General features: G+C 74.3%; 18 protein-coding genes. 5 read left to right on the forward strand and 13 right to left on the reverse strand.

The annotated features are described in order from the left end of the window. Nucleotides 1-159 precede the first annotated feature (159 nt). Nucleotides 160-777, forward strand: a complete 618-nt coding sequence (locus ACIQIB_RS03880; RefSeq protein ID WP_400756490.1) for a TetR/AcrR family transcriptional regulator — start codon at nt 160-162, stop codon at nt 775-777. 136 nt (nt 778-913) lie between these two features. Beyond that, on the forward strand, nt 914-3,007 hold the full coding sequence (locus ACIQIB_RS03885) for a hypothetical protein (protein WP_400756492.1): 2,094 nt from the start codon (nt 914-916) through the stop codon (nt 3,005-3,007). Nucleotides 3,008-3,108: 101 nt separating this feature from the next. Here ACIQIB_RS03885 and ACIQIB_RS03890 read toward each other — a convergent pair whose 3' ends face one another. From ACIQIB_RS03890 to ACIQIB_RS03905, 4 genes are all read right to left on the reverse strand, one after another. Continuing rightward, entirely contained in the window at nt 3,109-4,488 is a 1,380-nt protein-coding gene (locus ACIQIB_RS03890; RefSeq protein WP_400756493.1) for a S8 family serine peptidase, read from the reverse strand. Between the two features lie 196 nt (nt 4,489-4,684). Further along, the gene (gene fabG / locus ACIQIB_RS03895; protein WP_400756495.1) at nt 4,685-5,443 is read right to left on the reverse strand and encodes a 3-oxoacyl-ACP reductase FabG; all 759 of its coding nucleotides are present in this window, start codon (nt 5,441-5,443) and stop codon (nt 4,685-4,687) included. Between the two features lie 10 nt (nt 5,444-5,453). Next, nucleotides 5,454-6,644 (reverse strand): thiolase family protein, encoded by a 1,191-nt coding sequence (locus ACIQIB_RS03900; RefSeq protein WP_400756496.1) that lies wholly within the window; start codon nt 6,642-6,644, stop codon nt 5,454-5,456. A 142-nt stretch (nt 6,645-6,786) separates the two neighbouring features. Next, entirely contained in the window at nt 6,787-7,935 is a 1,149-nt protein-coding gene (locus ACIQIB_RS03905; RefSeq protein ID WP_363606511.1) for an acyl-CoA dehydrogenase family protein, read from the reverse strand. A gap of 121 nt (nt 7,936-8,056) precedes the next feature. Between ACIQIB_RS03905 and ACIQIB_RS03910 the strand changes: the two genes are divergently transcribed. Next, the gene (locus tag ACIQIB_RS03910; protein ID WP_400756498.1) at nt 8,057-8,788 is read left to right on the forward strand and encodes a TetR/AcrR family transcriptional regulator C-terminal domain-containing protein; all 732 of its coding nucleotides are present in this window, start codon (nt 8,057-8,059) and stop codon (nt 8,786-8,788) included. Here the strand turns inward: ACIQIB_RS03910 and ACIQIB_RS03915 are convergent. From ACIQIB_RS03915 to ACIQIB_RS03945, 7 genes are all read right to left on the reverse strand, one after another. Continuing rightward, nucleotides 8,731-9,945 carry a nitric oxide synthase oxygenase gene (locus ACIQIB_RS03915; RefSeq protein WP_400756500.1) on the reverse strand — a complete coding sequence of 405 codons (1,215 nt, stop codon included), beginning with the start codon at nt 9,943-9,945 and terminating at the stop codon, nt 8,731-8,733. The genes ACIQIB_RS03910 and ACIQIB_RS03915 overlap by 58 nt on opposite strands. Before the next feature lie 114 nt (nt 9,946-10,059). After that, nucleotides 10,060-11,502: a sugar porter family MFS transporter gene (locus ACIQIB_RS03920; protein ID WP_400756606.1), complete on the reverse strand. Its 1,443-nt coding sequence runs from the start codon at nt 11,500-11,502 to the stop codon at nt 10,060-10,062. 194 nt (nt 11,503-11,696) lie between these two features. Continuing rightward, on the reverse strand, nt 11,697-12,668 hold the full coding sequence (egtD, locus tag ACIQIB_RS03925; RefSeq protein WP_363606515.1) for an L-histidine N(alpha)-methyltransferase: 972 nt from the start codon (nt 12,666-12,668) through the stop codon (nt 11,697-11,699). Between the two features lie 65 nt (nt 12,669-12,733). Next, a complete protein-coding gene (gene egtC, locus ACIQIB_RS03930) occupies nt 12,734-13,480 on the reverse strand; it encodes an ergothioneine biosynthesis protein EgtC (protein ID WP_363606517.1) in 747 nt (248 codons plus the stop codon). Beyond that, nucleotides 13,480-14,835, reverse strand: a complete 1,356-nt coding sequence (egtB, locus tag ACIQIB_RS03935; protein WP_400756501.1) for an ergothioneine biosynthesis protein EgtB — start codon at nt 14,833-14,835, stop codon at nt 13,480-13,482. The genes egtC and egtB overlap by 1 nt, the downstream gene beginning before the upstream one ends. Beyond that, nucleotides 14,832-16,085 (reverse strand): ergothioneine biosynthesis glutamate--cysteine ligase EgtA, encoded by a 1,254-nt coding sequence (gene egtA / locus ACIQIB_RS03940; protein ID WP_400756502.1) that lies wholly within the window; start codon nt 16,083-16,085, stop codon nt 14,832-14,834. Before egtA ends, egtB begins: the two co-directional genes overlap by 4 nt. 246 nt (nt 16,086-16,331) lie before the next feature. Continuing rightward, nucleotides 16,332-17,516 (reverse strand): aminotransferase class I/II-fold pyridoxal phosphate-dependent enzyme, encoded by a 1,185-nt coding sequence (locus ACIQIB_RS03945; protein ID WP_400756504.1) that lies wholly within the window; start codon nt 17,514-17,516, stop codon nt 16,332-16,334. 238 nt (nt 17,517-17,754) lie between these two features. Between ACIQIB_RS03945 and ACIQIB_RS03950 the strand changes: the two genes are divergently transcribed. Both ACIQIB_RS03950 and ACIQIB_RS03955 read left to right on the forward strand, forming a co-directional pair. Continuing rightward, nucleotides 17,755-18,561, forward strand: coding sequence for an SAM-dependent methyltransferase (locus ACIQIB_RS03950; protein WP_363606523.1), 807 nt, complete (start codon nt 17,755-17,757; stop codon nt 18,559-18,561). 11 nt (nt 18,562-18,572) lie between these two features. Continuing rightward, nucleotides 18,573-20,672, forward strand: coding sequence for a putative bifunctional diguanylate cyclase/phosphodiesterase (locus ACIQIB_RS03955; RefSeq protein ID WP_400756506.1), 2,100 nt, complete (start codon nt 18,573-18,575; stop codon nt 20,670-20,672). Between the two features lie 43 nt (nt 20,673-20,715). On the opposite strand, the gene ribA is transcribed toward ACIQIB_RS03955, so the two are convergent. Next, nucleotides 20,716-21,360: a GTP cyclohydrolase II gene (gene ribA / locus ACIQIB_RS03960; protein ID WP_400756508.1), complete on the reverse strand. Its 645-nt coding sequence runs from the start codon at nt 21,358-21,360 to the stop codon at nt 20,716-20,718. Nucleotides 21,361-21,570: 210 nt separating this feature from the next. Beyond that, nucleotides 21,571-22,314 carry a hypothetical protein gene (locus ACIQIB_RS03965; RefSeq protein WP_400756509.1) on the reverse strand — a complete coding sequence of 248 codons (744 nt, stop codon included), beginning with the start codon at nt 22,312-22,314 and terminating at the stop codon, nt 21,571-21,573. Nucleotides 22,315-22,337 lie beyond the last annotated feature (23 nt).

The following is a 22,337-nucleotide window of genomic DNA, read 5'->3' on the forward strand; positions in this document are numbered from 1 at the left end:
CGGTCGGTTCAGGGGCCGACGTACTCGTACACACACCGCCGTCGGGGTGGCGCAGGACCGCGCGGTGGCCGTTGGGCGTGGGCTGGGCGGGCATCACCACGACGGCACCGGCCGCCACCCCCCCGCTCGACCGCGGCCGCCAGGTCGGAGACCGCCAGGGTGGCCGCCACGGCGGCGACCCGCTGGACCGCCTCCTCCGGTCCGCTGAACAGCAGGCTGATGTTCGCCGACGAGGGGGTGCTGGTCTCCCTGGAGCGGATCGCCCGGCACGCCGGGGTCGGCTCGGCGACGCTGCACCGCCACTTCCGGGGGCGCCGGGCACTGGCCGCGGCCGTCCTGGACGAGCAGGTCCGCGGCCTGTGTGCCCGGGCGGACCGGCTGTCGGCCGAACTCCCGCCGGGCCCGGCCCTGGAAGCCTGGCTGCTGGCCGTCGTCCGGCACAGCGGCACCTTCCGCGGGCTGGCCGTGCTCCTGTCGGAGGAGCTCGCCGAGCCCGGCGACCGGGTCGAAGCACGACACGACCGGGTGCGCGCGACCGGTGCCGAACTCCTGCGCCGGGCCCAGCGGGCGGGTGCGGCAAGGGCGGACGTCACGGTCTCCGAACTGCTCGGCCTGGCCAACGCGATCGCGATCGCCACCGCCCACGGTCAGGACCGGGAGCGACAGGCCCGGCACCTGCTCGACCTCGTGGTCACCGGAGTGCGCCCCCGCGCGGCGACGCCTCCGCGCGCCTCCGACGGACGGACAGTCGGACCGGGTGTACCCGAAGGACCCTGACGGTCCGCCGACCGCCCACCCGGCCTGGCTCGGGTGAGCCGGGATCTCGTAGGGTGGCGGAAAACGGCGTGGTGGCAGGCACCACGGGGCAAGGGCATCAGACGCCGCTGAGCGGCGGGGTGGGCGGTGACCAGAGATGGCGGAAACGACAGCTGTCCCGGGAGGTCCCGATCCGCTGGCGGACGCGGGGCCCTGGGACGCCGTACCGCCCGGTGCGCCGCGCAACCCGTACGAGGAGCATCCACCCGGCCCCGCCGCCCTCTACGAACCCCCGGCGCCGGTCCCCGCCCCGCCGCCCGCGCCGCCCACCGGATGGACCGTCACCGGGATGCCCGCCGTGGTCCCACCGCCCTCGGCGACGCCGCCGCCGGTCGGCCTGCCCGGCGCCACCCCCGCCCACGGCGTGGTCGGCCTGGCCGGCGCCAACGGCTTCGGCACCGCGCCGCGCGGGCGGATCCTGGTGGTCGAAGGCGGCTACGGCACCTCCGGCCGCCGCACCTGGGGCCGCGGCGGGCCCGCGCAGGCGCCCGTGCTGTCCGCGATGCTCGCCGCCGTGCAACCGCAGGTGCTGCTCGCGGCGGACGCCGTGGACGCCGTCCACCTCCCCGGCGCCAGCGACCCGCACACCGTGCTGGCCCACCTGCGCGCCGCCGCCCGCCACCCCGGACCGCTGCTCGTCCATCTCGGCGGCCACCTGCTCGCCGACAAGCGCGGCGGTCAGCTCCACCTCACCCTGCGCGACTCCAAGCCCGGCAGCGTCCGGCAGGACGGCCTCGCCTGGCAGTCCATCGCCGCCGAGCTGCGCCACCGCCCGGCGGAGTGGCAGACCCTCGTCATCGCCGACCTGAGCGCGGACCAGCAGGCCTGGCCGTTCCTCCAGGGCACCGTCTCGCCGCTCGCCGACGGCCTCCCGCTCTGGGCGGTGGTCAGCCCGGACCCGGAGCAGATCGGCACCTTCACCCGCGCCCTGATCGAGGCGCTGCACGGCGGCCGCCCCGGCGCCGATGCCGTCCTGGCGCCCGAACAGCTGCGCCAGCAGGTGTACTCGGTGCTTCGCCCGGACGTCGTCATCCTGGCCACCCACGCGCCCGACCGCCCGATCTTCCGCAACACCGCCCGCCGCGCCGACGGCCCCCTGCCGGACGCCGTCCCGTACGACGGCCCGGGCCCGGCCGCCGTCCTGCCCCGCCCGGCCGCCCCGCACGACACCCCCGCGCCGCGGCCGCCCGTCACCCTGGACAAGCCCGCCGCGGCCGCGTTCGCGCCGGGCGCCGCCGCGGGTACCCCGGTGGCCGTGTCCGTGGTGGCCCCGATGGCCCCGGTGGCTGTCGTGACGGCCGCAGCCGGGGCCGGGACGCCGCCCGAGGGGCCGGTGAACCTGCTGAAGGCCCACATCGCCCCCACCCCTCCGCGGCCGGCCCGGCCCGTCAGCCTGCTGAAGCCGTACGCCTGGCAGCCGCCGGCCCCGGTCGGGGTGACGCTGGACAAGGCGCTCCCGGCGGATGCGGTGCCTCCGGACGACGTGCCTTCGGACCCGCTGCCGTCGGCGGCCGAACCGTCGGACGCCGTGCCCGCCGACGCCGTGCCCGCCGACGCCGCGCCGCCGACCGCCCCGGAACCGGCCGGCGCCGTGCCGGCCATCGAGCCCGCTGCCGAGGTGTCGGCCGACGGCCGGCCCGGTGACGCCGAACCGGCCGGGGTCGCGCCGGTGGACGCCGAGCCCGGGGACGCCACACCCGCGCCCGCGCCCGATCACGAGCCTCAGCCCGAGCCCCGGCTCGCCCCCGCACCCCGCGCCGACTACCGCGAGGTGATCGGCCGGATCGTCCGCAGCGCCGACGCGGGGGAGCACGCCGCCGCCACCGATCTCGCCCTCGCCCTCGAACTGGAGGCGACCGCCGAGCACGGCGCCGTCTCCGCGCCCGTGCTCCAGGTGCGGCAGGTCCGGGCGCATGTGTGCCGGCTCGCCGGGAAGACGGCCGAGGCGGCGGACATCTACCGCGAGGTGGCCCTGACGCTGCTCCGCTCCCAGGGCCCGGACCACCCGGAGACCCAGCAGGCGGCCACCAACGCCGAGGCCTGCTGGCGGGCGATCCAGGACCGGGCGGAGGCCATCCGGATCGCCCCCGGGATCATCGAGCTCCGCGCCTGCCTGCCGGGCCCGGACGGCCGCAAGCTCCGCGCGGCCGAACGCCACCTGGCCCAGCTCGCCGCGGCCGACCGCGTCTGAGGGGCCGGCGCCCCCGAACCGGCCCGCCCCGGACATGACGACGGAGTGGGAAGTCGGCCGGCCGACTTCCCACTCCGTCCTGTCAAGAGCCGGTCGAGCGGTTACCGCCCGGCGATCGCGTGGACGAACTTTGCCCCGTCGATGGTGCCGAGGCCGCTGGCGAGGTCGTAGCCCTTCGCGGCCTGGTAGCCCGTCACGGTGTCCCAGGAGTTGTCGCCCGTGGTCACGTCGACCAGGCCGCTCCACTGCTGCGGGAGCAGGTCGAGGCCGTAGAGGCGCCAGTTGAGCTGGCCGAGGCGGTGCCCGGCGAGCTGGTCGGCGAGGGCGACGACGCCGGAGAAGATCGGGGTCGCCTCGCTGGTGCCGCCGGTGAGGTGCCAGCCGACCGAGGTCGGGTCGTACGACTCGTACGTCCAGGCGCCGCCGTCCACGGCCGCGCTCATGCTGATGTCGGGGGTGCCGCGGTGGTTGCCGGTGACGTTGGCGACGCCGGCCTGGTACAAGGGGCGCTCGAAGATGCCGGAGACCCCGCCACCGCCCGCGCCGTACTTGTCGTGCCAGACCTTGTCGGGCGCGGTCCGCTTGCCGGCGTCGTCCAGGCTGAGCTGGGTGCCGCCGATCGAGGTGACCAGCGGGTCGGAGGACGGCCAGGAGTTGACCCGGTACGGGTAGAGGTCGGTGCCGTTCTCCTGGGCGTCGGTCGCGCCGTTGTCGCCGGAGGCGGCGAGCACGGTGACGTCGCGGGCGGCGGCCTCCTTGAAGGCGTAGCGCAGGTCGGTCAGGGACTTGAAGTCGCCCTTGTCGTAGCCGGGGAAGGTGTTCTCGGTGGCGCCGAAGCTCTGCGAGATCACGTCGGCCCGGCCGGACTTGATGAGGGCCCGCTCGGCGTCCATCATCTCGGGCAGACCGGTCGTTCCCTCGGTCTCGGCGACGCCGGTCTCCACCAGGACGATGTGCGCGTCGGGGGCGATGGCGTGGGCGTACTCGACGTCCAGGGTGGTCTCGCCGGCCCAGCCGGTGTGGTCGGGGTTGGTGGGGTCGAAGACCGGGACGTTGCCCCACTTGACCACCTCGACCTGGGTGTCCGGGATGCCCCACTGCTTGTCGAAGACCTCCAGGTCGTGCTGGATGGTCGGCGAGCCGAAGGAGTCGACGATGACGATGGTGCGGCCCTTGCCGGTGACACCCTCCTGGTACAGCGGGTCCAGGTTGTAGGCGGTCCGGTACTGGAGCGGGGAGTAGCAGTGGATGCCGATCTGGCTGACGCACTGCGAGGTGGACAGCGGGGCCGGCCGCCCGACGGCGCTGGTGTGGCCGCTGGAGGCGGGGCGGACGTGGACGCCGGACGCAGGGTGCGCGGAGGCGGGGGACGCGGCGGAGGCGGCGCCGAGCGCCGGCACGGAGACACTGGCGGCCGTGAGGGCGGTGGCCCCGGCGGCGAACAGGGCCAGGGCGCGGCGGAGGGTGGCGGGGCTGCCCATGGGACTCCTTGGGACGCAGGGCCCGACCTGGTCCGGTCGGGTCGGTCCGGCCATCCCATCGAGAGCCGCATGATCATGCCATAGTCATTTGGAACCGTCGGCATGGTCATGCCTGACCACGGGAAAAGGTAAAGGCCGTCCCAGGTGAAGGTAACCCGGCACCGGGGACGGCATGCTGATGAAACGTCAGATCATCTCACCGGGCTCCACCATTGACGTACAGCGTCTGCCCGCTGACGTACGAGGCGTCCTCGCTCGCCAGGAAGGCCACCACCGAGGCGACCTCCTCGGGGCGCCCGACCCGCCGCAGCGGCGTCCGGGCGGAGGCGTCCGTCTGGTGCTCCTCCGCGGTGGCGCCGACCCGTTCGGCCGTGGCGGCCGTCATGGGGGTGGCGATGTAGCCGGGGGCGACGGCGTTGACGTTGATGTTGAACGGGCCCAGCTCGATCGCCAGGGTGGCGGTCAGCCCCTGGATCCCGGCCTTGGCGGCGGCGTAGTTGGCCTGGCCCCGGTTGCCGAGGGCCGAGCGCGAGCTGAGCGAGACGATCTTGCCGTACTTCTGCGCCACCATGTAGGTCTGGGCGACGTGGCAGCAGTTGTAGGCGCTGGTCAGGTTGACCGTCAGCACCGCGTCCCAGTCGGCCTTCGGCATCCTGAAGAACAGGTTGTCCCGGGTGATCCCGGCGTTGTTCACCAGGATGTGCACCCCGCCGAGGTCTCGGGCGATCTCGGCGAAGACGGCCTCCACCGCCTCGTAGTCGGCCACGTCGCAGCCGTACGCCCGCGCGGTGCCGCCCTTGGCGGTGATCTCCCCGGCCGTCCCGGCGGCCCGCTCGGCGCTCAGGTCGACCACGGCCACGGCCGCGCCCTCCTCCGCCAGCAGCCGCGCGGTGGCCGCGCCGATGCCCTGCGCCGCACCGGTGACGACGGCGACCCTGCCTGCGAAACGAGTCACAGCAACTCCCTCAAGAGACGTTCTCGACGAGGACGGCGGTGCCCTGACCGACGCCCACACACATGGTGGCCAGCCCGCGCCCGGCGCCGGTGCGGCGCATCCGGTGCAGCAGGGTGGTGAGGATGCGGGCGCCGGAGCCGCCCAGCGGGTGGCCGAGCGCGATCGCCCCGCCGGTCGGGTTGACCAGCTCCGGGTCGAGGCCCAGCTGGTCGGTGCCGGCCAGCACCTGGGCGGCGAACGCCTCGTTGAGCTCGGCCTCCTCCAGCGAGTCGATCGACCAGCCGGCCCGCCCGAGCGCCTTCCGGGTGGCCGGTACCGGGCCGATGCCCATCACGTCCGGGTGCACCCCGGCCGAGGCGCCCGCGACGTACCGGCCGAGCGGCCGGAGGCCCAGCCCGGCCAGGGCCTCCTCGCTGACCAGCACCAGCCCGGCCGCGCCGTCGTTCATCGGCGAGGCGTTGCCCGCCGTCACCGTGCCGCCCGGGCGGAAGGCCGGCTTCAGCCGGGCCAGCTTCTCCAGACTGGTGTCCTCGCGGATGCCCTCGTCCTGGTGGACCGTCACCCCGTCCGGGCGTTGGACCGGGATCAGCTCGGCGTCGAAGTGCCCGTCCTTGCGGGCGGCGGCGGCCCGCTGGTGGCTGCGCAGCGCGAAGGCGTCCTGGCGCTCCCGGCCGATGCCGTGGCGGACGGCGACCTCCTCGGCCGTCTCGCCCATGCTGAGCACGCCGTGCAGGTCGGCCATCCGGGGGTTGGTGAGCCGCCAGCCGAGCCGGGTGTCGTAGGTCTCGATCCGGTGCGGCAGCGCCTCGTCGGGGCGGGGGAGGACGAAGGGCGCTCGGGTCATCGACTCGCAGCCGCCGGCCAGCACCACGTCGGCCTCGCCGGAGCCGATCGCCCGGGCGGCCATGGTGACGGCCTCCAGGCCGGAGGCGCAGAGCCGGTTGACGGTGGCGCCGGGCACGGTGTCGGGGAGGCCGGCCAGCAGGACGGCCATCCGCGCGGCGTTGCGGTTGTCCTCGCCGGCCTGGTTGGCGGCGCCCCAGTAGACGTCGTCGATCCGGGCCGGGTCGAGGGTGGGTACGTCGGCGAGCAGGGCGCGCAGCACGGTGGCCGAGAGGTCGTCGGGGCGGACTGTGGCGAGCGCTCCGCGCAGCCGGCCGATGGGTGTGCGGCGGGCTGCGGCGAAGTAGACAGGACGCACGTCGTCGGGCTCCTTATCGTTTTGTCGATATCGCTTTGTCGATCATGGTGTCGATCTCGATCTCGATCGCGGTGTCGGTCGCGGTGTCGGTCGCGGTGTCGGTGCGGCGGGGGTTCTCCCCGGGCGGGGGGTTCTCCCCGGCTCAGAAGGCGTTGACGCCGGTGAGCGCCCGCCCGATGAGCAGCTTGTGGATCTGGCTGGTGCCCTCGTAGAGGGTCATCACCCGCGCGTCGCGCAGGTACCGGCCGACGGGGTACTCGTCGGTGAAGCCGTAGCCGCCGAACACCTGGAGCGCGTTGTTGGCGGCCCGGACGGCGGCCTCGCTCGCGTAGAGCTTGGCGACGGAGGACTCGGTGGCGAACGGCAGGCCGCGGTCGATGTGGTCGGCGGCCTTCCAGGTGAGCAGCCGGGCGGCCTCGACGTCCACCGCGATGTCGGAGAGCAGCTCCTGCACCAGCTGGTGCGCGGCGATCGGCCGGCCGAACTGCTCGCGCTCGCCCGCGTACCGGACGGCGGCCTCCAGGCAGGCCCGGGCGATGCCGACGCAGCCGGCCGCGACGGACATCCGGCCCTTGGCGAGGGCGGCCATCGCCACGGTGAAGCCCTTGCCCTCGGGGCCGAGCCGGGCGCTGTCGGGCACGCGGACGGCATCGAGGGCGAGTTCCGCGGTGGCCTGGCCGCGCAGGCCGAGCTTGCCGTGGATCTCGGTGCGGGCGAAGCCGGGCAGGCCGGTCGGGACGAGGAAGGCGGTGATGCCGCGGTGGCCGGCCTCCCCGGTGCGGGCGAAGAGCAGGGCGACGTCCGCCCACGTCCCGTTGGTGATGAACGTCTTGGCGCCGGTGATCAGCCAGTCCCCGCCGTCCCGGACGGCCCGGGTGGTGAGGGCGGCGGCGTCGGAGCCGGTGCCGGGCTCGGTGAGCGCGAAGCAGCCGAGCGCCTCGCCGGAGGTGAGCCGGGGCAGCCAGTGCCGTTTCTGCTCCGTGCTGCCGTAGGCCTCGACCGACTTGGCGACCAGGCCGAGCGAGACCGAGACGATTCCGCGCACGGCGGAGTCGCCCCGGCCCAGCTCCTCCAGGACCAGGCAGTAGGCGAGGTGGTCGCCGCCGCTGCCGCCGTGCTCCTCGGGGAGGGTGAGGCCGAGGAAGCCGAGCCTCCCCAGCTTGCCGACGATCGCGCGGTCCACGGACTCGGCGCGGTCCCACGCGGCGGCGTACGGCGCGATCTCGCGGTCGGTGAAGGCCGCCGCCAGGTCGCGGACGGCGGCCTGCTCCTCGGACAGCTCCAGATTCATCGCGGCCTCGTTAAACTAGCGCTGCAAGTTTTACCGGGACTGTAACGCCGACCGGGCCGCGCTGGGAAGAGGCGCCTGCCAGAATCGGTCCCCACCCCACTCGACCGGAGGAACCGCGACGATGGCCCGCCCGCGCACCCCCCTGCTCAGCCGCGAGCGCATCGTCACCGCCGCTCTGCTGCTCATCGACACCGAGGGCCTGGACGCGCTCTCCACCCGCCGCCTCGCCACCGAGCTGTCGGTCAGCGGGCCGTCCCTCTACAACCACGTCGCCACCAAGGACGACCTGCTGGACGCGGTGGTGGACAGCGTGATGGGCGAGGTCGACCTGTCGATGTTCACCGCCGGGGTGCCCTGGCCCGCCGCCCTGCGCGACTGGGCCCGCTCCTACCGGGCCGCCCTCGCCGCGCACCCCAACATCGTCCCGGTGCTCGCCCAGGGCCCCGGGCGCCGGCCGAACGCGCTGCGGCTGGCCGACGCCGTCTTCGGCTGCCTGGTCGAGGCGGGCTGGCCGCGTGGGCAGGCCACCCGGATCGGCGCGCTGATGCGGTACTTCGTCACCGGCTCGGCGCTGGCCTCCTTCGCGGCCGGTTTTCCCGAGGACGCCGGGCTGTACGACGCGGCCGACTACCCGCACCTGGGCGAGGCCCACCGGCTCGCGGAGCACCGGGGGGCGGTCGACGAGGGCGCCTTCGAGACCGGGCTGGAGGCGCTCCTCGACGGCCTCGCCCTACGCTACGAACGGACCGTCCGGCAGGGGCGCCCGGGCTACCCGGACCAGCCGGAGCACCCGGATCACCAGGGCTCGCGGGCCACGAAGGCCGGCCGCAGCGAGGGGTCCACCGGGTCGTAGTACCGGTGGTAGACGGGGGTGAGCCCACCGGAGACCGGGGGCACGATCCAGCTCCAGTCGGCGGGGGTGGGCCGCCCCAGCCGCTGCTCCTGGGCGATGTGCCGCAGGAACCGCTCCGACTCGGTGTGGTGGTCGGCGATGGTCACCCCGGCCTCCTGGAACGAGTGCAGCACCGCGATGTTGAGCTCCACCAGCGCCCGGTCGCGCCAGAGGGTGCGCGCGCTGGAGGTGTCCAGGCCGAGCCGGCCGGCGACCGTCGCCAGCATGTCGTACCGGTCGGCGTCGGCCAGGTCGCGGGCGCCGATCTCGGTGCCCATGTACCAGCCGTTGAACGGCGCGGTGGGGTAGCGGACGCCCCCGATCTCCAGCGTCATGTCGCTGATCGCGGGCACCGCGTACCAGCGCAGGCCGAGCTCCGCGAACCAGGCGTGGTCGGGGTGGGTGAGCCGGACCTCCAGCGTGGTGTCGTCCGGCAGTCCGTACCAGCGGGGCCGGGCGCCGGGCCGCTCCTGGACCAGCAGCGGCAGCACCTCGAACCGCTCCCCGCCGCACTTCCAGCCGAGGTCCCGGGCGCGGGCGGTCAGCTGGGCGCCGGCCGGGTCCCCGATCCAGCCGCCGTCCCCGGCCGGGTGGCCGGCGTAGCGGACCAGCTGCTGGTTGAGGACGCGGGCGGCCGGCCGGCCGGGCCGGTCGGGGGCGAACACCGAGATCACCGGGCGGATCCGGCCGCCGTTGCCGGCCAGCCGCAGGTGCTCGAAGCACTCGGTGGCGATGTCGTCGGCGGAGGACAGCTGCCGCAGGTCGCGCACCACCAGGCTGCGCCAGTACAGCCGGCCGATGCAGCGGGCCGCGTTGCGCCAGGCGAGCCGGGCGCCGTAGGTGAGTTCGGCGGACGTCTGCCGGTAGGTCCCGGTGCGGTCGATCTCGTCGAGGACGGCCCGGACCCGCGCGGCCGGGTCACCGGTGCCGGGCTGCTCGCGGTGGAACTGCCGGACGAAGGCGGCGGCCTGGCCGGGGTCGGTGAAGTGCCCCGCCCGGGGCGGGGGTTCGGGAACGAGCGGCGGCCCGGGCGCGGGGTGCGCATGGGCGAACGGGCAGCCGTCGGCCGGGGCCGTCACGGGTCTGCGGGTACGGAGCCGGTTGAAGATCAAGGACACATCCCTCCTGCCGGACAGGAGTACCGGAGGTGTGCGGCCCACCGCAGGGAGTGAACGATTCGGCCCCGCACCCGGGCGATTGGCGATAGGGTTTGGGCCGGTCCGACTGTCGGATCAGCCCATGTCCTCCAGTCGGATGCCCTTGGTCTCCTTCACGAACCGCGCCACGAAGAGGACGGACAACGCGGCGAAGGCCGCGTACACCAGGTAGGTCGCCGAGAGGTTCCAGCGCGAGAGCGACGGGAACGACACGGTGATCGCCCAGTTGGCGATCCACTGCGCGGAGGCGGCGACGGAGAGCGCGGCGGCCCGGATCCGGTTCGGGAACATCTCGCCGAGCATCACCCAGACGACCACACCCCAGGACATCGCGAAGAACAGCACGAAGGCGTTGGCGGCGATCAGCGCGACGGTGCCCTGGAGGTCGGGGAGGGTGACGTTGTCGCCGCTGCCGGTGGCGGCGGAGAACGCCCAGCTGCAGGCGCCGAGCGCGAGGGCCATCCCGGCGGAGCCGATCAGGGCGAGCGGCTTGCGGCCGATCCGGTCCACCAGCAGGATCGCGACCACGGTGCCCAGGATGTTGATGACCGAGCCGATGAAGCTGATCAGCAGCGAGTTGCTCTGGTCGATGCCGACCGACTGCCAGAGGATCGACGAGTAGTAGAAGATCACGTTGATGCCGACCAGCTGCTGGAAGACCGAGAGGCCGATGCCGACCCAGACGATCGGCAGCAGGCCGAACCGGCCGCCCAGCAGGTCGCGGAAGCGCGGCCGGTGGTCGGAGTCGATCAGTGCCCTGATCTCGGCGATCCGGGCCCCGGTGTCGGAGCCCTCGCCCTCGACCTCGGCGAGTACGGCGCGGGCCTCGTCCAGCCGGCCGGCCGAGATCAGATAGCGCGGGGACTCGGGGATGGTCGAGGCGAGCACGAAGTAGACGGCGGCCGGCACGACGCAGATGCCGAGCATCCACTGCCAGGCCTCCAGGCCGAGCAGGTGGCCGCGGGTCTCACCGCCGGCGGCGTTCGCCAGCATCCAGTTGACCAGCTGGGATATCGCGATGCCGAGCACGATCGCGGCCTGCTGGAAGGAGGCCAGCCGGCCCCGGTACCTGGTCGGCGCGACCTCGGCGATGTAGGTCGGGGCGATCACCGAGGCGATGCCGATGGCCGCCCCGCCGAGGACCCGCCAGCAGGCGAGGTCCCAGGCCGAGAACGGCAGCATCGAGCCGACGGCGCTCACCGCGAAGAGCAGCGCGCCCGCCTTCATCACCGTGATCCGGCCGTACCGGTCGGCGAACCGCCCGGCCAGCGCGGCGCCCACGGCGGAGCCGAGCAGTGCCGAGGAGACGATCAGACCGGTCACGCCGTCGCCGACGCCGAACTTCTCCTGGATGCCGGAGACGGCGCCGTTGATCACGGAGCTGTCGTAGCCGAACAGGAACCCGCCGAGGGCCGCGACGGCGGTGATGAAGACGACGAAGCCGAGGCGGCCGGAGGACGCGGTCTCCGTCCCCGAGGGCCCGGCGGGCCTCGGAGACGGAGACCCGGCGGACTCCAAGGGCTGCTTGGTGACGCTCACGATCTTGACTCCTGGTACTCAACGCTGAGTTCGGTAGCCGAGATCGTAACCCCTCAATGTTCAAGTGTTGTACATCGGGAAGCTCAGATTTTGCTCTGAGTATTAGTAAAGTGAACGATCAAACTCGGCCGGGTGCGGGCAGGCCGGGTGCGGGCGGCCGGGGTGCGGGCAGGTCAGGCCGGGGTGGCCAGCGACAGCCCGAACCGGCCCTCGTCGTCCGTCCACCAGTGGTCCAGCCGCAGCCCGGCCGCGGCCAGTTCCTCGGTGACCCGCTCCCGGCGGAACTTGGCCGAGACCTCGGTCCGCAGCTCCTCGCCCCGGTCGAAGTGGACCGGCAGGTTCAGGGCCGGGATCTTCACGGTCTGCGCGCGCAGTGAGCGCAGCCGCATCTCGATCCACTCCTGCCCGGCGTCCCAGACCGCCACGTGCTCGAAGGCGTCCGGGTCGAAGTCCGCCTCCAGCTCCCGGTTCAGCACGTTGAGCACATTGCGGTTGAACTCGGCGGTCACCCCGGCCGCGTCGTCGTAGGCGGCGACCAGCACCCGCGGGTCCTTGACCAGGTCGGTGCCGAGCAGCAGGAAGTCGCCGGGGTCGAGCGCGGCGCGCAGCCCGCGCAGGAAGGTCGCCCGTTCGGCGGGCAGCAGGTTGCCCAGGGTGCCGCCGAGGAAGGCGACCAGGCGGGGTCCGCCGTCCGGGGGCAGCCCGAGCCGGGCGGTGAAGTCGGCCAGTACGCCGTGCACGGCCAGCCCCGGGTACTCGGCCGCGAGCGCTTCGCCGGCCGAGGCCAGCGCGCTCTCGCTGACGTCCACCGGCACGTAGGTGTGCAGGGTGCCGAGGTCGCGCAGCGCGCTCAGCAGCAGCCTGGTCTTCTCGGAGGAGCCCGAGCCCAGTTCCACCAGGGTGCGGGCCCGGGTGGCCGCGGCGATCTCGCCGGCCCGGGCGGTCAGGATGGCCCGCTCGGCCCGGGTGGGGTAGTACTCCGGCAGCCGGGTGATCTCCTCGAACAGTTCGCTGCCCCGGGCGTCGTAGAACCACTTCGGCGGCAGCCATTTGGGCTCGGCGGTCAGGCCCCGCCGCACGTCGTGCCGCAGGGCGGTGCTGAAGTGGTCGGCGGGCAGCAGGCGGGTGAGATCAAATGTGCTCATGACAGGTCGATCCTCTATTCAAAAGGTGAAGGAGAGGGGGAGTGTGACGTTCGCGCGGCCGGGCCTCAGCCGGCCGGGAGCGGGCGTATGGTGACGCCCTCGGGGCCGGCCAGCAGCAGCGAGCGGTCCGGGACGGCGGTCCAGGCCGGGTCGTCGTCGTACGGCTCGGAGGCGACCAGCACGCCGCGCCCCGGCAGGGTCCGGTGGTGCAGGGTGTCGCCCCAGGCGGTCGCGGCGAGCGTCCGGCCGTCGGTGAGCAGCAGGTTGAGCCGGCCGGTGGTGTGCGCGGCCACGTCCGCGACGGTGCCGGCCAGCGCCGCGCCGAGCTCGGCGCCCGCCCGTAGCCGGTGCAGCGCCAGGCCCCAGAGCAGCGCCGAGTCCGTCCGGGCCTCCAGGTCCAGCAGTTCGGCGGGCGGCAGCAGTCCGGCCAGCGCGTCCAGCTTCTCCGGCCAGCCCGTCACCGCGCCGTTGTGGCTGAACAGCCAGCGCCCGGCGGCGAACGGCGCGGCCGCCGCCTCGCCCGGCGCGCAGCCCTCGGTGGCCGAGCGGACGGCCGCCAGCAGCGCCCGGGTGCGGATCACCCGGGCGAGGTCCGCGAACGAGGCGTCCGCCCAGATCGGCCCGGCCCGCCGGTAGCGGGCGGGCACCTCGTCGCCGTCCGCGTACCAGCCGAGCCCGAAGCCGTCCGCGTTGACCGTGCCGTACTGCTGCACCCGGGGCGCCCAGGACTGCCGGTAGAGCCCGAACGGCGGCTCCACCAGCAGCTCCCGGGGCGCCACCGGCTCGCCCAGATAGGCGAGATGGCGGCACATCAGCCGGCCGCCGGGTCGGCGGCGGTGCGGAAGCCGGCGAAGATCTGCCGCCGGACCGGATAGTCCCAGTTGCGGAAGGTGCCCCGGCAGGCGACCGGCGCGACGGCGAAGCAGCCGCCGCGCAGCACCTTGTACTCGGGCCCGAAGAAGACCTCCGAGTACTCCCGGTACGGCCAGGCCCGGAAGCCCGGGTACGGCCGGAAGTCGCTGGCCGTCCACTCCCAGACGTCGCCCATCAACTGACGTACCCCGTAAGGGGATTCACCGCCCGGGTAGCTGCCGGCCGGGGCCGGGCGCAGATGCCGCTGGCCGAGGTTGGCGTGCCCGGGGGAGGGTGCGCCGTCGCCCCACGGGTAGCGGCGGGAGCGGCCGGTGGCCGGGTCGTGCCGGGCGGCCTTCTCCCACTCCGCCTCGGTCGGCAGCCGCCGGCCGGCCCACCGCGCGTACGCGTCCGCCTCGTACCAGCTGACGTGCAGCACCGGCTCGTCCCCGGGCACCGGCTCCAGCAGGCCGAACCGCCTGCGCAGCCACTGGCCGTCCTCGCGGTGCCAGAACAGCGGGGCGGTCAGCCCTGCCCGCTGCCGGTGCTCCCAGCCCTCGGCGGTCCACCAGCGCGGCTCGTCGTAGCCGCCGTCGGCGATGAACCGCTGATATGCGCCGTTGGTGACGGGCGTGGTGTCCAGCAGGAAGGCGGGCAGTTCGACCCGGTGCGCCGGGCGCTCGTTGTCCAGCGCCCACGGCTCGGTGTCGGTGCCCATGGTGAACGGCCCGGCGGGGACGAGGACTTCGGCCGGCAGCGTGGCCGCGTCGGCGGGTGCGGGCGGCGGCGGGGGAGCGGCCAGGACGGGCTCGCCCGACCGCAGCTGATGGGTGATCAGCATGGTCTCGTCGTGCTGCTGTTCGTGCTGGGCGATCATGCCGAAGGCGAATCCGGCGTCCAGCAGCGGTGCGCCCTCCAGCGGGCTGGCGGCCAGCAGGTCGAGCACCCGGCCGCGGACCTCGTGGGCGTACGCGCGGGCCTCGCCGGGCGGCAGCAGCGGCAGGCTGGGGCGCTCGGCGCGCGGGTGCTCGAAGGCGTCGTAGAGCGGGTCGATCTCGGGGTGCATCGGGTCGCGGCCGCCGACGTTGCGCAGCAGCCAGAGCTCCTCCTGGTTGCCGATGTGGGCGAGGTCCCAGACCAGCGGGGACATCAGCGGGGAGTGCTGGGCGGTGAGGTCGCGCTCCCCGACGCAGTCGGTCAGCGCGGCGGTCCGGGCCCGGGCGGCCAGCAGCTCGTTCGCGATCGTCTCGCGCAGCGCCTCCGGGGTGGCGGGGGCGTCGGCGGGGGCGTGGGTCGGGCGGGCGTCGTCGATCATGGTGCGGCCTCCTCCGGGGGAGTGGGGCGGGTGCCGGCGCGCAGGGCGTCCAGCTGGTCGTCGGCGGGGCAGCGGCCGCGCGCGGGGTAGCGCTCGGCGTACTCGGCGACGACGGCGCGCAGCCGCTCGGCTCCGGGCAGACGGCCCAGCGCGGCGTCGGCGGCGGCGAAGCAGGCGAGGGCGGCGCGGCGCAGCCCCGGGTCGGCGACGGCCAGGGTGGCGGCCCGGCGCCAGACGTCGCTGCGCGGTGGCAGCGGGCCGTCGGCGCACCCCAGCGGGTCCAGCGCGGCCAGCGCGGCGTCGGCGGCCGGCGGGTCCTCCAGCAGCGCGGTGACCAGGGCGGTCGGGACGATCCAGCCGTCACCGGGCTGGGCGTCGATCATCCGCAGCTCCAGGTGGCCCTGCGGCCGCACCGGAGGGAAGAGCGTGGTGCGGTGGTAGTCCAGGTCGGCCAGGGTGGGCGGGCGTTCGCCGGCGCCGGCCAGCCAGTCGCGGAAGGTCAGTCCGGCCGGGGCCGTCCAGGGCAGCCCGCCCGGTCGGCGGATGCAGAGCACCTCGGCGTCCAGCACGTAGCGGGACCAGGCCTCGCGCGGGTCGCCGTGGTCCGGGCCGGGGGCGAGGGTGCGGGAGGGGTCCATCCTGGACCAGACGGTCTGCCGGGTGGACCGGTGGCCGGTCGGCTTCCCGTCGAGTAAAGGGGAGTTGGCGAAGGCCGCGACCAGGACGGGGCCCAGCCGGTGGGCCAGCCGCCAGCGCCGGTCCAGCGCCTGCGGGCCCTCCTCGGCCCCGGCGTCCAGGCAGACCTGGACGGAGGCGGTGCCGGTCATCATGATCCGGCCCCAGGGCCCGGCCGAGTCGAAGAATCGTTCCATCGCCAGATAGCGAGGGTGGTCCAGGACCATCAGACGGGGGCGGGCCAGCGGATCGGTACCGGTACCCGTGAGACGCAGGCCCTGCGCCGCGAAGGCGGCCCGCAGGGCGGCGAGATCGCGCCGGGTTTCGTCGACGCAGGCCGTGAGGCCGGGGGCGGGCGGGGAGCTGAGCTCGACCTGACCGCCGGGTTCGAGGGTGAGACGGGCGCCGGAGGGAAGTGAGGTCCCGTCCGGGCCGCCGAGTGGCAGTGAGTCCAACGCGGCGTGCAGCCGCTCCGGTAGGACGGGGCCGGTCGGACATCGGTTGTCGTGGACGAACCACTCGACTTCGATGCCGACCAGCCGGGGAGGTCCGATCTTGAAGCAGACACCTGACATGTGGCTGCGCGCCGCCGACTCGGTCAGTGGCGTCACCCCGCCCGGGGGCGGTTCCGCGCTCTGCCGGTCGGGTGGGCTGGTGGGTGGGCTGGTCGGGCGAACGGGTATCACCGGACTCACCATCCTCGGGATCACGATTGCGGCCCGGTCTACTCTGCCCAGTCTGCTACGGACCATGCGGGCCTGCTCCGCAAACATCTCGTGAAGAGATGTATCCGCAGGTCAGAGGTGGTGCAATCGGGTGAATCAGGGCTTTCGCAGCCGGGCCAGCCGGGCCAGTGCCCGCGCCAGCTCCGGGCCGGGCAGGGCGTAGTTGAGCCGGAGTCCGCCGCGCCCGCCGGGCCCGAAGTCGGCGCCGTCCGAGACCTCCAGGGCGCAGCGCTCCAGCAGCGCCGCCCGGGCGTCCGCGGCCGGCAGGCCGAGCGCGGCGGCGTCCAGCCAGAGCAGGTACGAGGCCTGTGGCGCGGAGCGGACGGCGTCACCGAGCACAGCGGTCAACTCGTCCCGGGCGGTGGCGAGATGACGCAGCAGGGCGTCCAGCCACGGCCCGCCGTGCCGCAGCGCCGCCCGCTGCACCACCTGCTCCAGCAGCCCGCCCTCCCAGAGGCCGTACCCGGCCATCACCTCGCCGAGCCGCCCGCGCAGCGCCGGGTCCGGGACGAGTGCGAAGCAGCTGGGGATGCCGGAGGTGTTGAAGGTCTTGCCGACCGAGTTGAGGGTGACCGTCCGGTCGCGCAGCGGGCCCGCCACGGCCACCGCGACGGGGTGGCGGTGGCCGGGGTGGGTGAGGTCGCCGTGCACCTCGTCGGAGAGCAGCACCCCGCCCGCCCGCGCCGCGGCCTCGGCGAGCCCGTGGATCTCCGCCGCCGTCCAGACCCGGCCGGACGGGTTGTGCGGGCTGCTCAACAGCACCGCCCCGGGCCGGTGCCGGGCGAAGGCGTCCAGCGGCAGCCGGTAGCCGGTGCCGGTGCGGTCGCCGGTGCCGTCGTTACCGTCGTGGACCAGCGGGATCTCCCGGTACGGCAGCCGGGCGGCCCGGCAGAGCTGGGCGAAGCCGCCCCACTCGGGCGTCGGGAACAGCACCGGCCCGGCCGGGCGGACCGCCTCCAGCAGCAGCCGGACGGCGGTCCGGGGCCCGAACGGCAGCAGCAGCACCCACGCCGGGTCCACCGCGACGCCGTGCCGCGCCCGGTACCAGTCGGCCACCAGGGCCCGCCCGGCCGGATCGCAGACCGTGTACCCGTACGCCCGGTGCCGCGCCCGTCGCGCCAGCGCCTCGGCGACGGCCGGTGGACCGGGCAGGTCCATGTCGGCCAGACCCAGTGCGATCACCCCGTCCGGCCCGCCGGCCGTCCGCGCCCACTTGCTGCTCCCCGTCCCGGCCCGGTCGAAGGGCAGTCCGAAGCCGAAGTCGTCCGGCGCGGTCGTCATGGGAGCCTCCGTAGGGTGTGAGACGGCCCGGTCCGCCGTCAGGCTAGGGCGTCCGCTCTCGTTCCGTCCGGCGGTCAGGTCCGTTTCCGGCCCCCGCTGCCACCCGGGCAGGACGGCAGAACTCCGCTTGCACGCGTTCAGCGTGCAGAGGAGGATCTTTTGTGCTTGTAGTCTCATCTGTCGCAGCCATCTCTTCAGATCGCTGCGTCCTCAGAACCGGAGTGAAGGAGTCCCGAAGATGCGGCGACCGAACTGGGTACCGGAGGGCACGGACCTGGACAAACCGAACGCCGCACGGGTCTACGACTACTACCTCGGGGGATCGCACAACTTCGAGGTGGACCGGGAGATGGCCCGCAAGGCGATCGCCCTCTGGCCGGAGCTGCCCCAGATCATGCGTTCCAACCGGGCCTTCCTCCGCCGGGCCGTGCAGTTCCTCGCCGAGCGGGGCATCACCCGCTTCCTGGACATCGGCTCCGGCATCCCGACCTTCGGCGCCGTGCACGAGCACGCCCGCGCGATCCGCCCCGAGACCGAGGTCGTCTACATCGACCGCGACCCGGTCGCCGTCGCGCACAGCCGGCTGCTGCTGGAGAACGACCCGCAGAGCGCCGTCGTCCAGGCCGACCTCCGGGACATCGACGACCTGCTGAGCCGCCCCGAGGTGAAGGCGCTGCTGGCGGCCGGCGAACCGGTGGGCGTCCTGCTGGTCGCCGTCATGCACTTCGTCAGCGACGCCGAGGAGCCGCGGAAGCTGCTCTCGGTGCTGCATGACGCCCTCCCGCCCGGCAGCGCGCTGGTCCTCTCGCACGCCTCCCTGGAGGGCCGCCCCGACCAGGCGGAGGACCACCAGAAGCTCTACCAGCGGACCCCCACCCCGCTGACCATGCGCACCCACGAGCAGATCACCGCCATGTTCACCGGCTTCGAGCTGGTCGAGCCGGGCGTGGTCTACCTGCCGCAGTGGCGCCCCGACCAGCCGGAGGCGGTCGGGCAGCACCCCGAGCGGATGACCGGGGTGGCGGGCGTGGGGTTCCGTCCGTGAGCGGAGCGCCGGTGCCGAGCAGCCCCGAACGGTTCCACGAGGACTGGGCGCGGCTGCTCTCCGGCGACCACGGCACGGCGGTCCACCCCGGCCTGCTCGGCCGGCTGATCTCCCGGACCGCCGCGCTGCTCCACCGGGCCCAGCTGGACGAGCCGTTCGAACCGCACCTGGCCGCCCGGGCCGGCGCCGAGCTCGTCGACGCGCACTTCACCGACCCGGTGGTGCTGGCCCGGGCGGTCGAACTGCTACAGGAACAGCCGGTCGCCGACGGCCGCGGGCCCGCCCTCTGCGGCGCGTTCGCGGCCGGCTGGGCCGACGCCCTGCGCGAGCGCACCCTGCGCGAGCAGGAGGCGATCATGACCGCCGCCGACGTGGCCCGCAAGGAGGCCGAACGGGCCCTGCGCGCCTCCGAGGCCCGCTTTCGCGCGCTCTTCGAGAGCGCGGCCATCGGCATCGGCATCGGCGACACCGACGGCAACATCCTGGCCGTCAACCGCGCCCTCCAGGAGCTGTTCGGCGCCGGCCCGGAGGACATGCAGGGCCGTCGGGTCGGCGACCTCGTCCACCCCGAGGACACCCCCGGCGTCTGGGAGGCGTACGAGGAGCTGATCAGCGGCAAACGGGACTACTTCCAGTTCGACAAGCCGTACTACCGGCAGGACGGCGAGGTGGTCTGGACCCACCTCACGGTCTCGCTGATCCGCGACGACGACGGCCGCCCGGTGTACCAGGTCGCCATGCTGGAGGACGTCACCGACCGCTACCGGCTCCAGGAGCGGCTGCGCCACCAGGCCACCCACGACCCGCTGACCGGCCTGCCCAACCGGGCGGCCTTCTTCGAACGGCTGGAGAAGCTCTTCGAGGAGCCGGACCCGGGCGCCCGGTTCGGCCTCTGCTACGTGGACCTCGACGGGTTCAAGGTGGTCAACGACAGCCTCGGCCACGACACCGGCGACCAGCTGCTCTCCGCCGTCGCCGACCGGCTCAAGGCCGCCCTCACCCCGCTCGGCCATCTGGTCGCCCGGCTCGGCGGCGACGAGTTCGTGGTGCTGCTGGAGAACTGCCGGGGCGAACAGGAGGCGGTCGCCGCCGCCAAGACCGTCCTCAAGGCGCTGGCCGGGCCAGTGCTGATCGGGGACCACAAGCTCGCCGTCGGCGCCAGCGTGGGCGTGCTGGAGCGCCGGGTCTCCACCACCACCCCCGGCGCCGCCGTCCGCGCCGCCGACCTGACGCTGTACCGGGCCAAGGAGGCCGGCCGCGGCCGCTGGACGCTGTTCGACCCCAAGGAGAACGCCCGCGCCGTCAGCCGCTACGCCGTCTCGGTGCGGATGCCGGCCGCCCTCGACCGGGGCGAGTTCTTCATCGACTACCAGCCGCTCTACGCGCTGGCCGACGGCCGGCTCGCCGCCGTGGAGGCGCTGGTGCGCTGGCGTCACCCGCAGCTCGGCGTGCTCGGACCGGACGAGTTCGTGACCACCGCCGAGGAGACCGGCCTGATCATGCCGCTCGGCCGGTGGGTGCTGGAGCAGGCCTGCGGCCAGGCCGCCGACTGGATCAAGCGGTTCGGCGACGACGCGCCCCAGCTCAACGTCAACCTGGCGGTCCGCCAGGCCCGCAGCGCCGCTCTGGTCACCGACCTCGGCCGGATCCTCGACTCCACCGGCCTGGACCCGGCCCGGCTCCAGCTGGAGATCACCGAGTCCACCGTGGTCGGCCCCGAGGACGAGGCGCTGCGCACCCTGCACGGGCTGGTCGACCTCGGCGTCTCGCTCGCCGTGGACGACTTCGGCACCGGCTGGTCGAACCTCGCCTACCTGCGCGACCTGCCGGTCTCCGGCCTGAAGATCGCCGGCTCCTTCGTCGGCGACCTGCACGACCCGGGCAAGGACGAGTCCACCGGCTGGCGGATCGTCAGCGGCCTGGTGTCGATGGCGCACGCGCTGGGCCTGACCGTCACGGCCGAGGGCGTGGAGACCCGGCGGGACGCCGAGCGGCTGCGCACCATCGGCTGCGACTGGGCCCAGGGCTGGCACTTCGGCCGCCCGGTGCGGCCGGGCGAGATCGCCCGCCGGATCACCGAGGAGCCGAAGGGACGACCGGTCGAGGACTGAGCCGGCCGACCCTCCCGCGCCGGACCGTCCGCGCGTCCGCCGCTCAGCCGACCAGGCGGGACAGCTTGATCGAGTGGCCGGTGCGCTCCACCTTCGCCCGCAGGTAGCGGACGTTGCTCGCCGACAGGTGCACGCCCGTCGGCACCCGGCGCTCGACGGCGATGCCGAGGCCGGCCAGCTGCGCCGCCTTGTCCGGGTTGTTGCTCAGCAGGTCGATGCCGGTGGCGCCGAGCGCGGCGAGCATCTGGGCGGCGGCGGTGTAGTCGCGCCCGTCCTCGGGCAGGCCGAGCGCGGTGTTGGCGTCGTAGGTGTCCAGGCCGGAGTCCTGCAGGGCGTAGGCGTCCAGCTTGTTGTAGAGGCCGATGCCCCGGCCCTCCTGCCGCAGGTAGAGCAGGTAGCCGCCCGCCTCGCTGATCCGCTCCACCGACTCGCGCAGCTGCGGTCCGCAGTCGCACCGGTCCGAGCCGAACACGTCGCCGGTCAGGCACTCCGAGTGCAGCCGGACCAGCGGCGTCCCGCCCTGCGGCGCCTCGCCGAAGGCCAGCGCCAGGTGCTCGGCGCCGTCGGCCAGGCCGTGGAAGGTGAAGACCTCGGCCTCGGCGCGGTAGCCGTCCGGGAAGGTCAGCGGGATGCGCACACGCGAACGCACGGTGGCGGGGCCGGGCTGCGGCGTGGCGGGCTGCGGCATGGGTGGGGCCTCCGTTACTGGGGTGGTGTTCCGGTAGTCGACCGTACTAGGTAGTTCCAATTTGAACAACAAGCTTCCGCGAGTCCTTCCCCCGCCGTGGCAATGGCAGCGGCAGCGGCGGGGAGCGGGAAGCGGGACGGGGCGGGAAAGGAAACGGCGCCGGCGCCGACCGCTGGGGCCGGCGCCGGCGCCAGGGCGCGGCGGTGGACGCTACTTCACCCGGCTGGTCATCGCGGCGCGGATGGTGCGGGCGCGCTCGGCGAGGCCGGGGAGGTCGAGGTCGGCGGCGTTCTGGGTGAGGTCGGTGACGCTGCCGACGGTGGTGAAGTCGGCCCAGGCGCAGACGGCGAGGACGCCACCGTGCCCGTTCGGGGTGGCGGAGCACTTGAGGGCGCCGCCGAGCGGGCCGGCCGGGAAGGCGGTGTACGGGGCGGTGGGGGCCTGCGGGGCGTGGCCGCCGACGGTGACCGGGGCGAGCGACGGGTCCGGCCCGCCGAGCAGGTCGTCCAGTTCGCGGACCGGGCTGGAGAAGTTGCCGGTGGCGCCGATCACGATGAAATCGGTCCCGGTGGAACCGGGTCGGCGGTAGCCGGTGACGAAGTGCTCGCGGAAGCGGAGGTAGGCGAGGGTGTCGGGGAAGATCTCCGCGTTCCGGGCGGCGTACGAGCCCGAGGTGTCCGGCTCCCTGGTCAGGTCGCCGATGCTCTGCACCGGGTCCAGCCGGTTCCGCACCGGGTCGTCCGGACCGAGCACGGTGGCCAGCAGTCCGGCCGCCACCAGTGCCGCCAGTACGCCGCCCGACACCTTCCAGGTCCGCCGTGACACCCGCCGGTACCACGGCGGCACCGGCCCCTCCGGCTCCGCCCAGCGGGACTTCAACCGGTCGGCGGAGGTCTCGGGTGCGGGCGCGGGTTCGGCTGTGCTGCCGGTGGTGTCGGCGTCGTTGTTCGGCATGGCGCGGTGGCGATTCCTCCCGG

This window comes from Kitasatospora sp. NPDC092286 (assembly GCF_044755565.1).
Lineage (GTDB): Bacteria > Actinomycetota > Actinomycetes > Streptomycetales > Streptomycetaceae > Kitasatospora.

Excerpts from the sequence above, each read along its gene's own strand:
- ACIQIB_RS03885 (WP_400756492.1), top strand. The coding sequence starts at position 914 with ATGGCGGAAACGACAGCTGTCCCGGGAGGTCCCGATCCGCTGGCGGAC.
- ACIQIB_RS03890 (WP_400756493.1), bottom strand. The coding sequence starts at position 4,488 with ATGGGCAGCCCCGCCACCCTCCGCCGCGCCCTGGCCCTGTTCGCCGCC.
- ACIQIB_RS03905 (WP_363606511.1), bottom strand. The coding sequence starts at position 7,935 with ATGAATCTGGAGCTGTCCGAGGAGCAGGCCGCCGTCCGCGACCTGGCG.
- ACIQIB_RS03910 (WP_400756498.1), top strand. The coding sequence starts at position 8,057 with ATGGCCCGCCCGCGCACCCCCCTGCTCAGCCGCGAGCGCATCGTCACC.
- egtD (WP_363606515.1), bottom strand. The coding sequence starts at position 12,668 with ATGAGCACATTTGATCTCACCCGCCTGCTGCCCGCCGACCACTTCAGC.
- egtC (WP_363606517.1), bottom strand. The coding sequence starts at position 13,480 with ATGTGCCGCCATCTCGCCTATCTGGGCGAGCCGGTGGCGCCCCGGGAG.
- egtB (WP_400756501.1), bottom strand. The coding sequence starts at position 14,835 with ATGATCGACGACGCCCGCCCGACCCACGCCCCCGCCGACGCCCCCGCC.
- egtA (WP_400756502.1), bottom strand. The coding sequence starts at position 16,085 with ATGTCAGGTGTCTGCTTCAAGATCGGACCTCCCCGGCTGGTCGGCATC.
- ACIQIB_RS03945 (WP_400756504.1), bottom strand. The coding sequence starts at position 17,516 with ATGACGACCGCGCCGGACGACTTCGGCTTCGGACTGCCCTTCGACCGG.
- ACIQIB_RS03950 (WP_363606523.1), top strand. The coding sequence starts at position 17,755 with ATGCGGCGACCGAACTGGGTACCGGAGGGCACGGACCTGGACAAACCG.
- ribA (WP_400756508.1), bottom strand. The coding sequence starts at position 21,360 with ATGCCGCAGCCCGCCACGCCGCAGCCCGGCCCCGCCACCGTGCGTTCG.
- ACIQIB_RS03965 (WP_400756509.1), bottom strand. The coding sequence starts at position 22,314 with ATGCCGAACAACGACGCCGACACCACCGGCAGCACAGCCGAACCCGCG.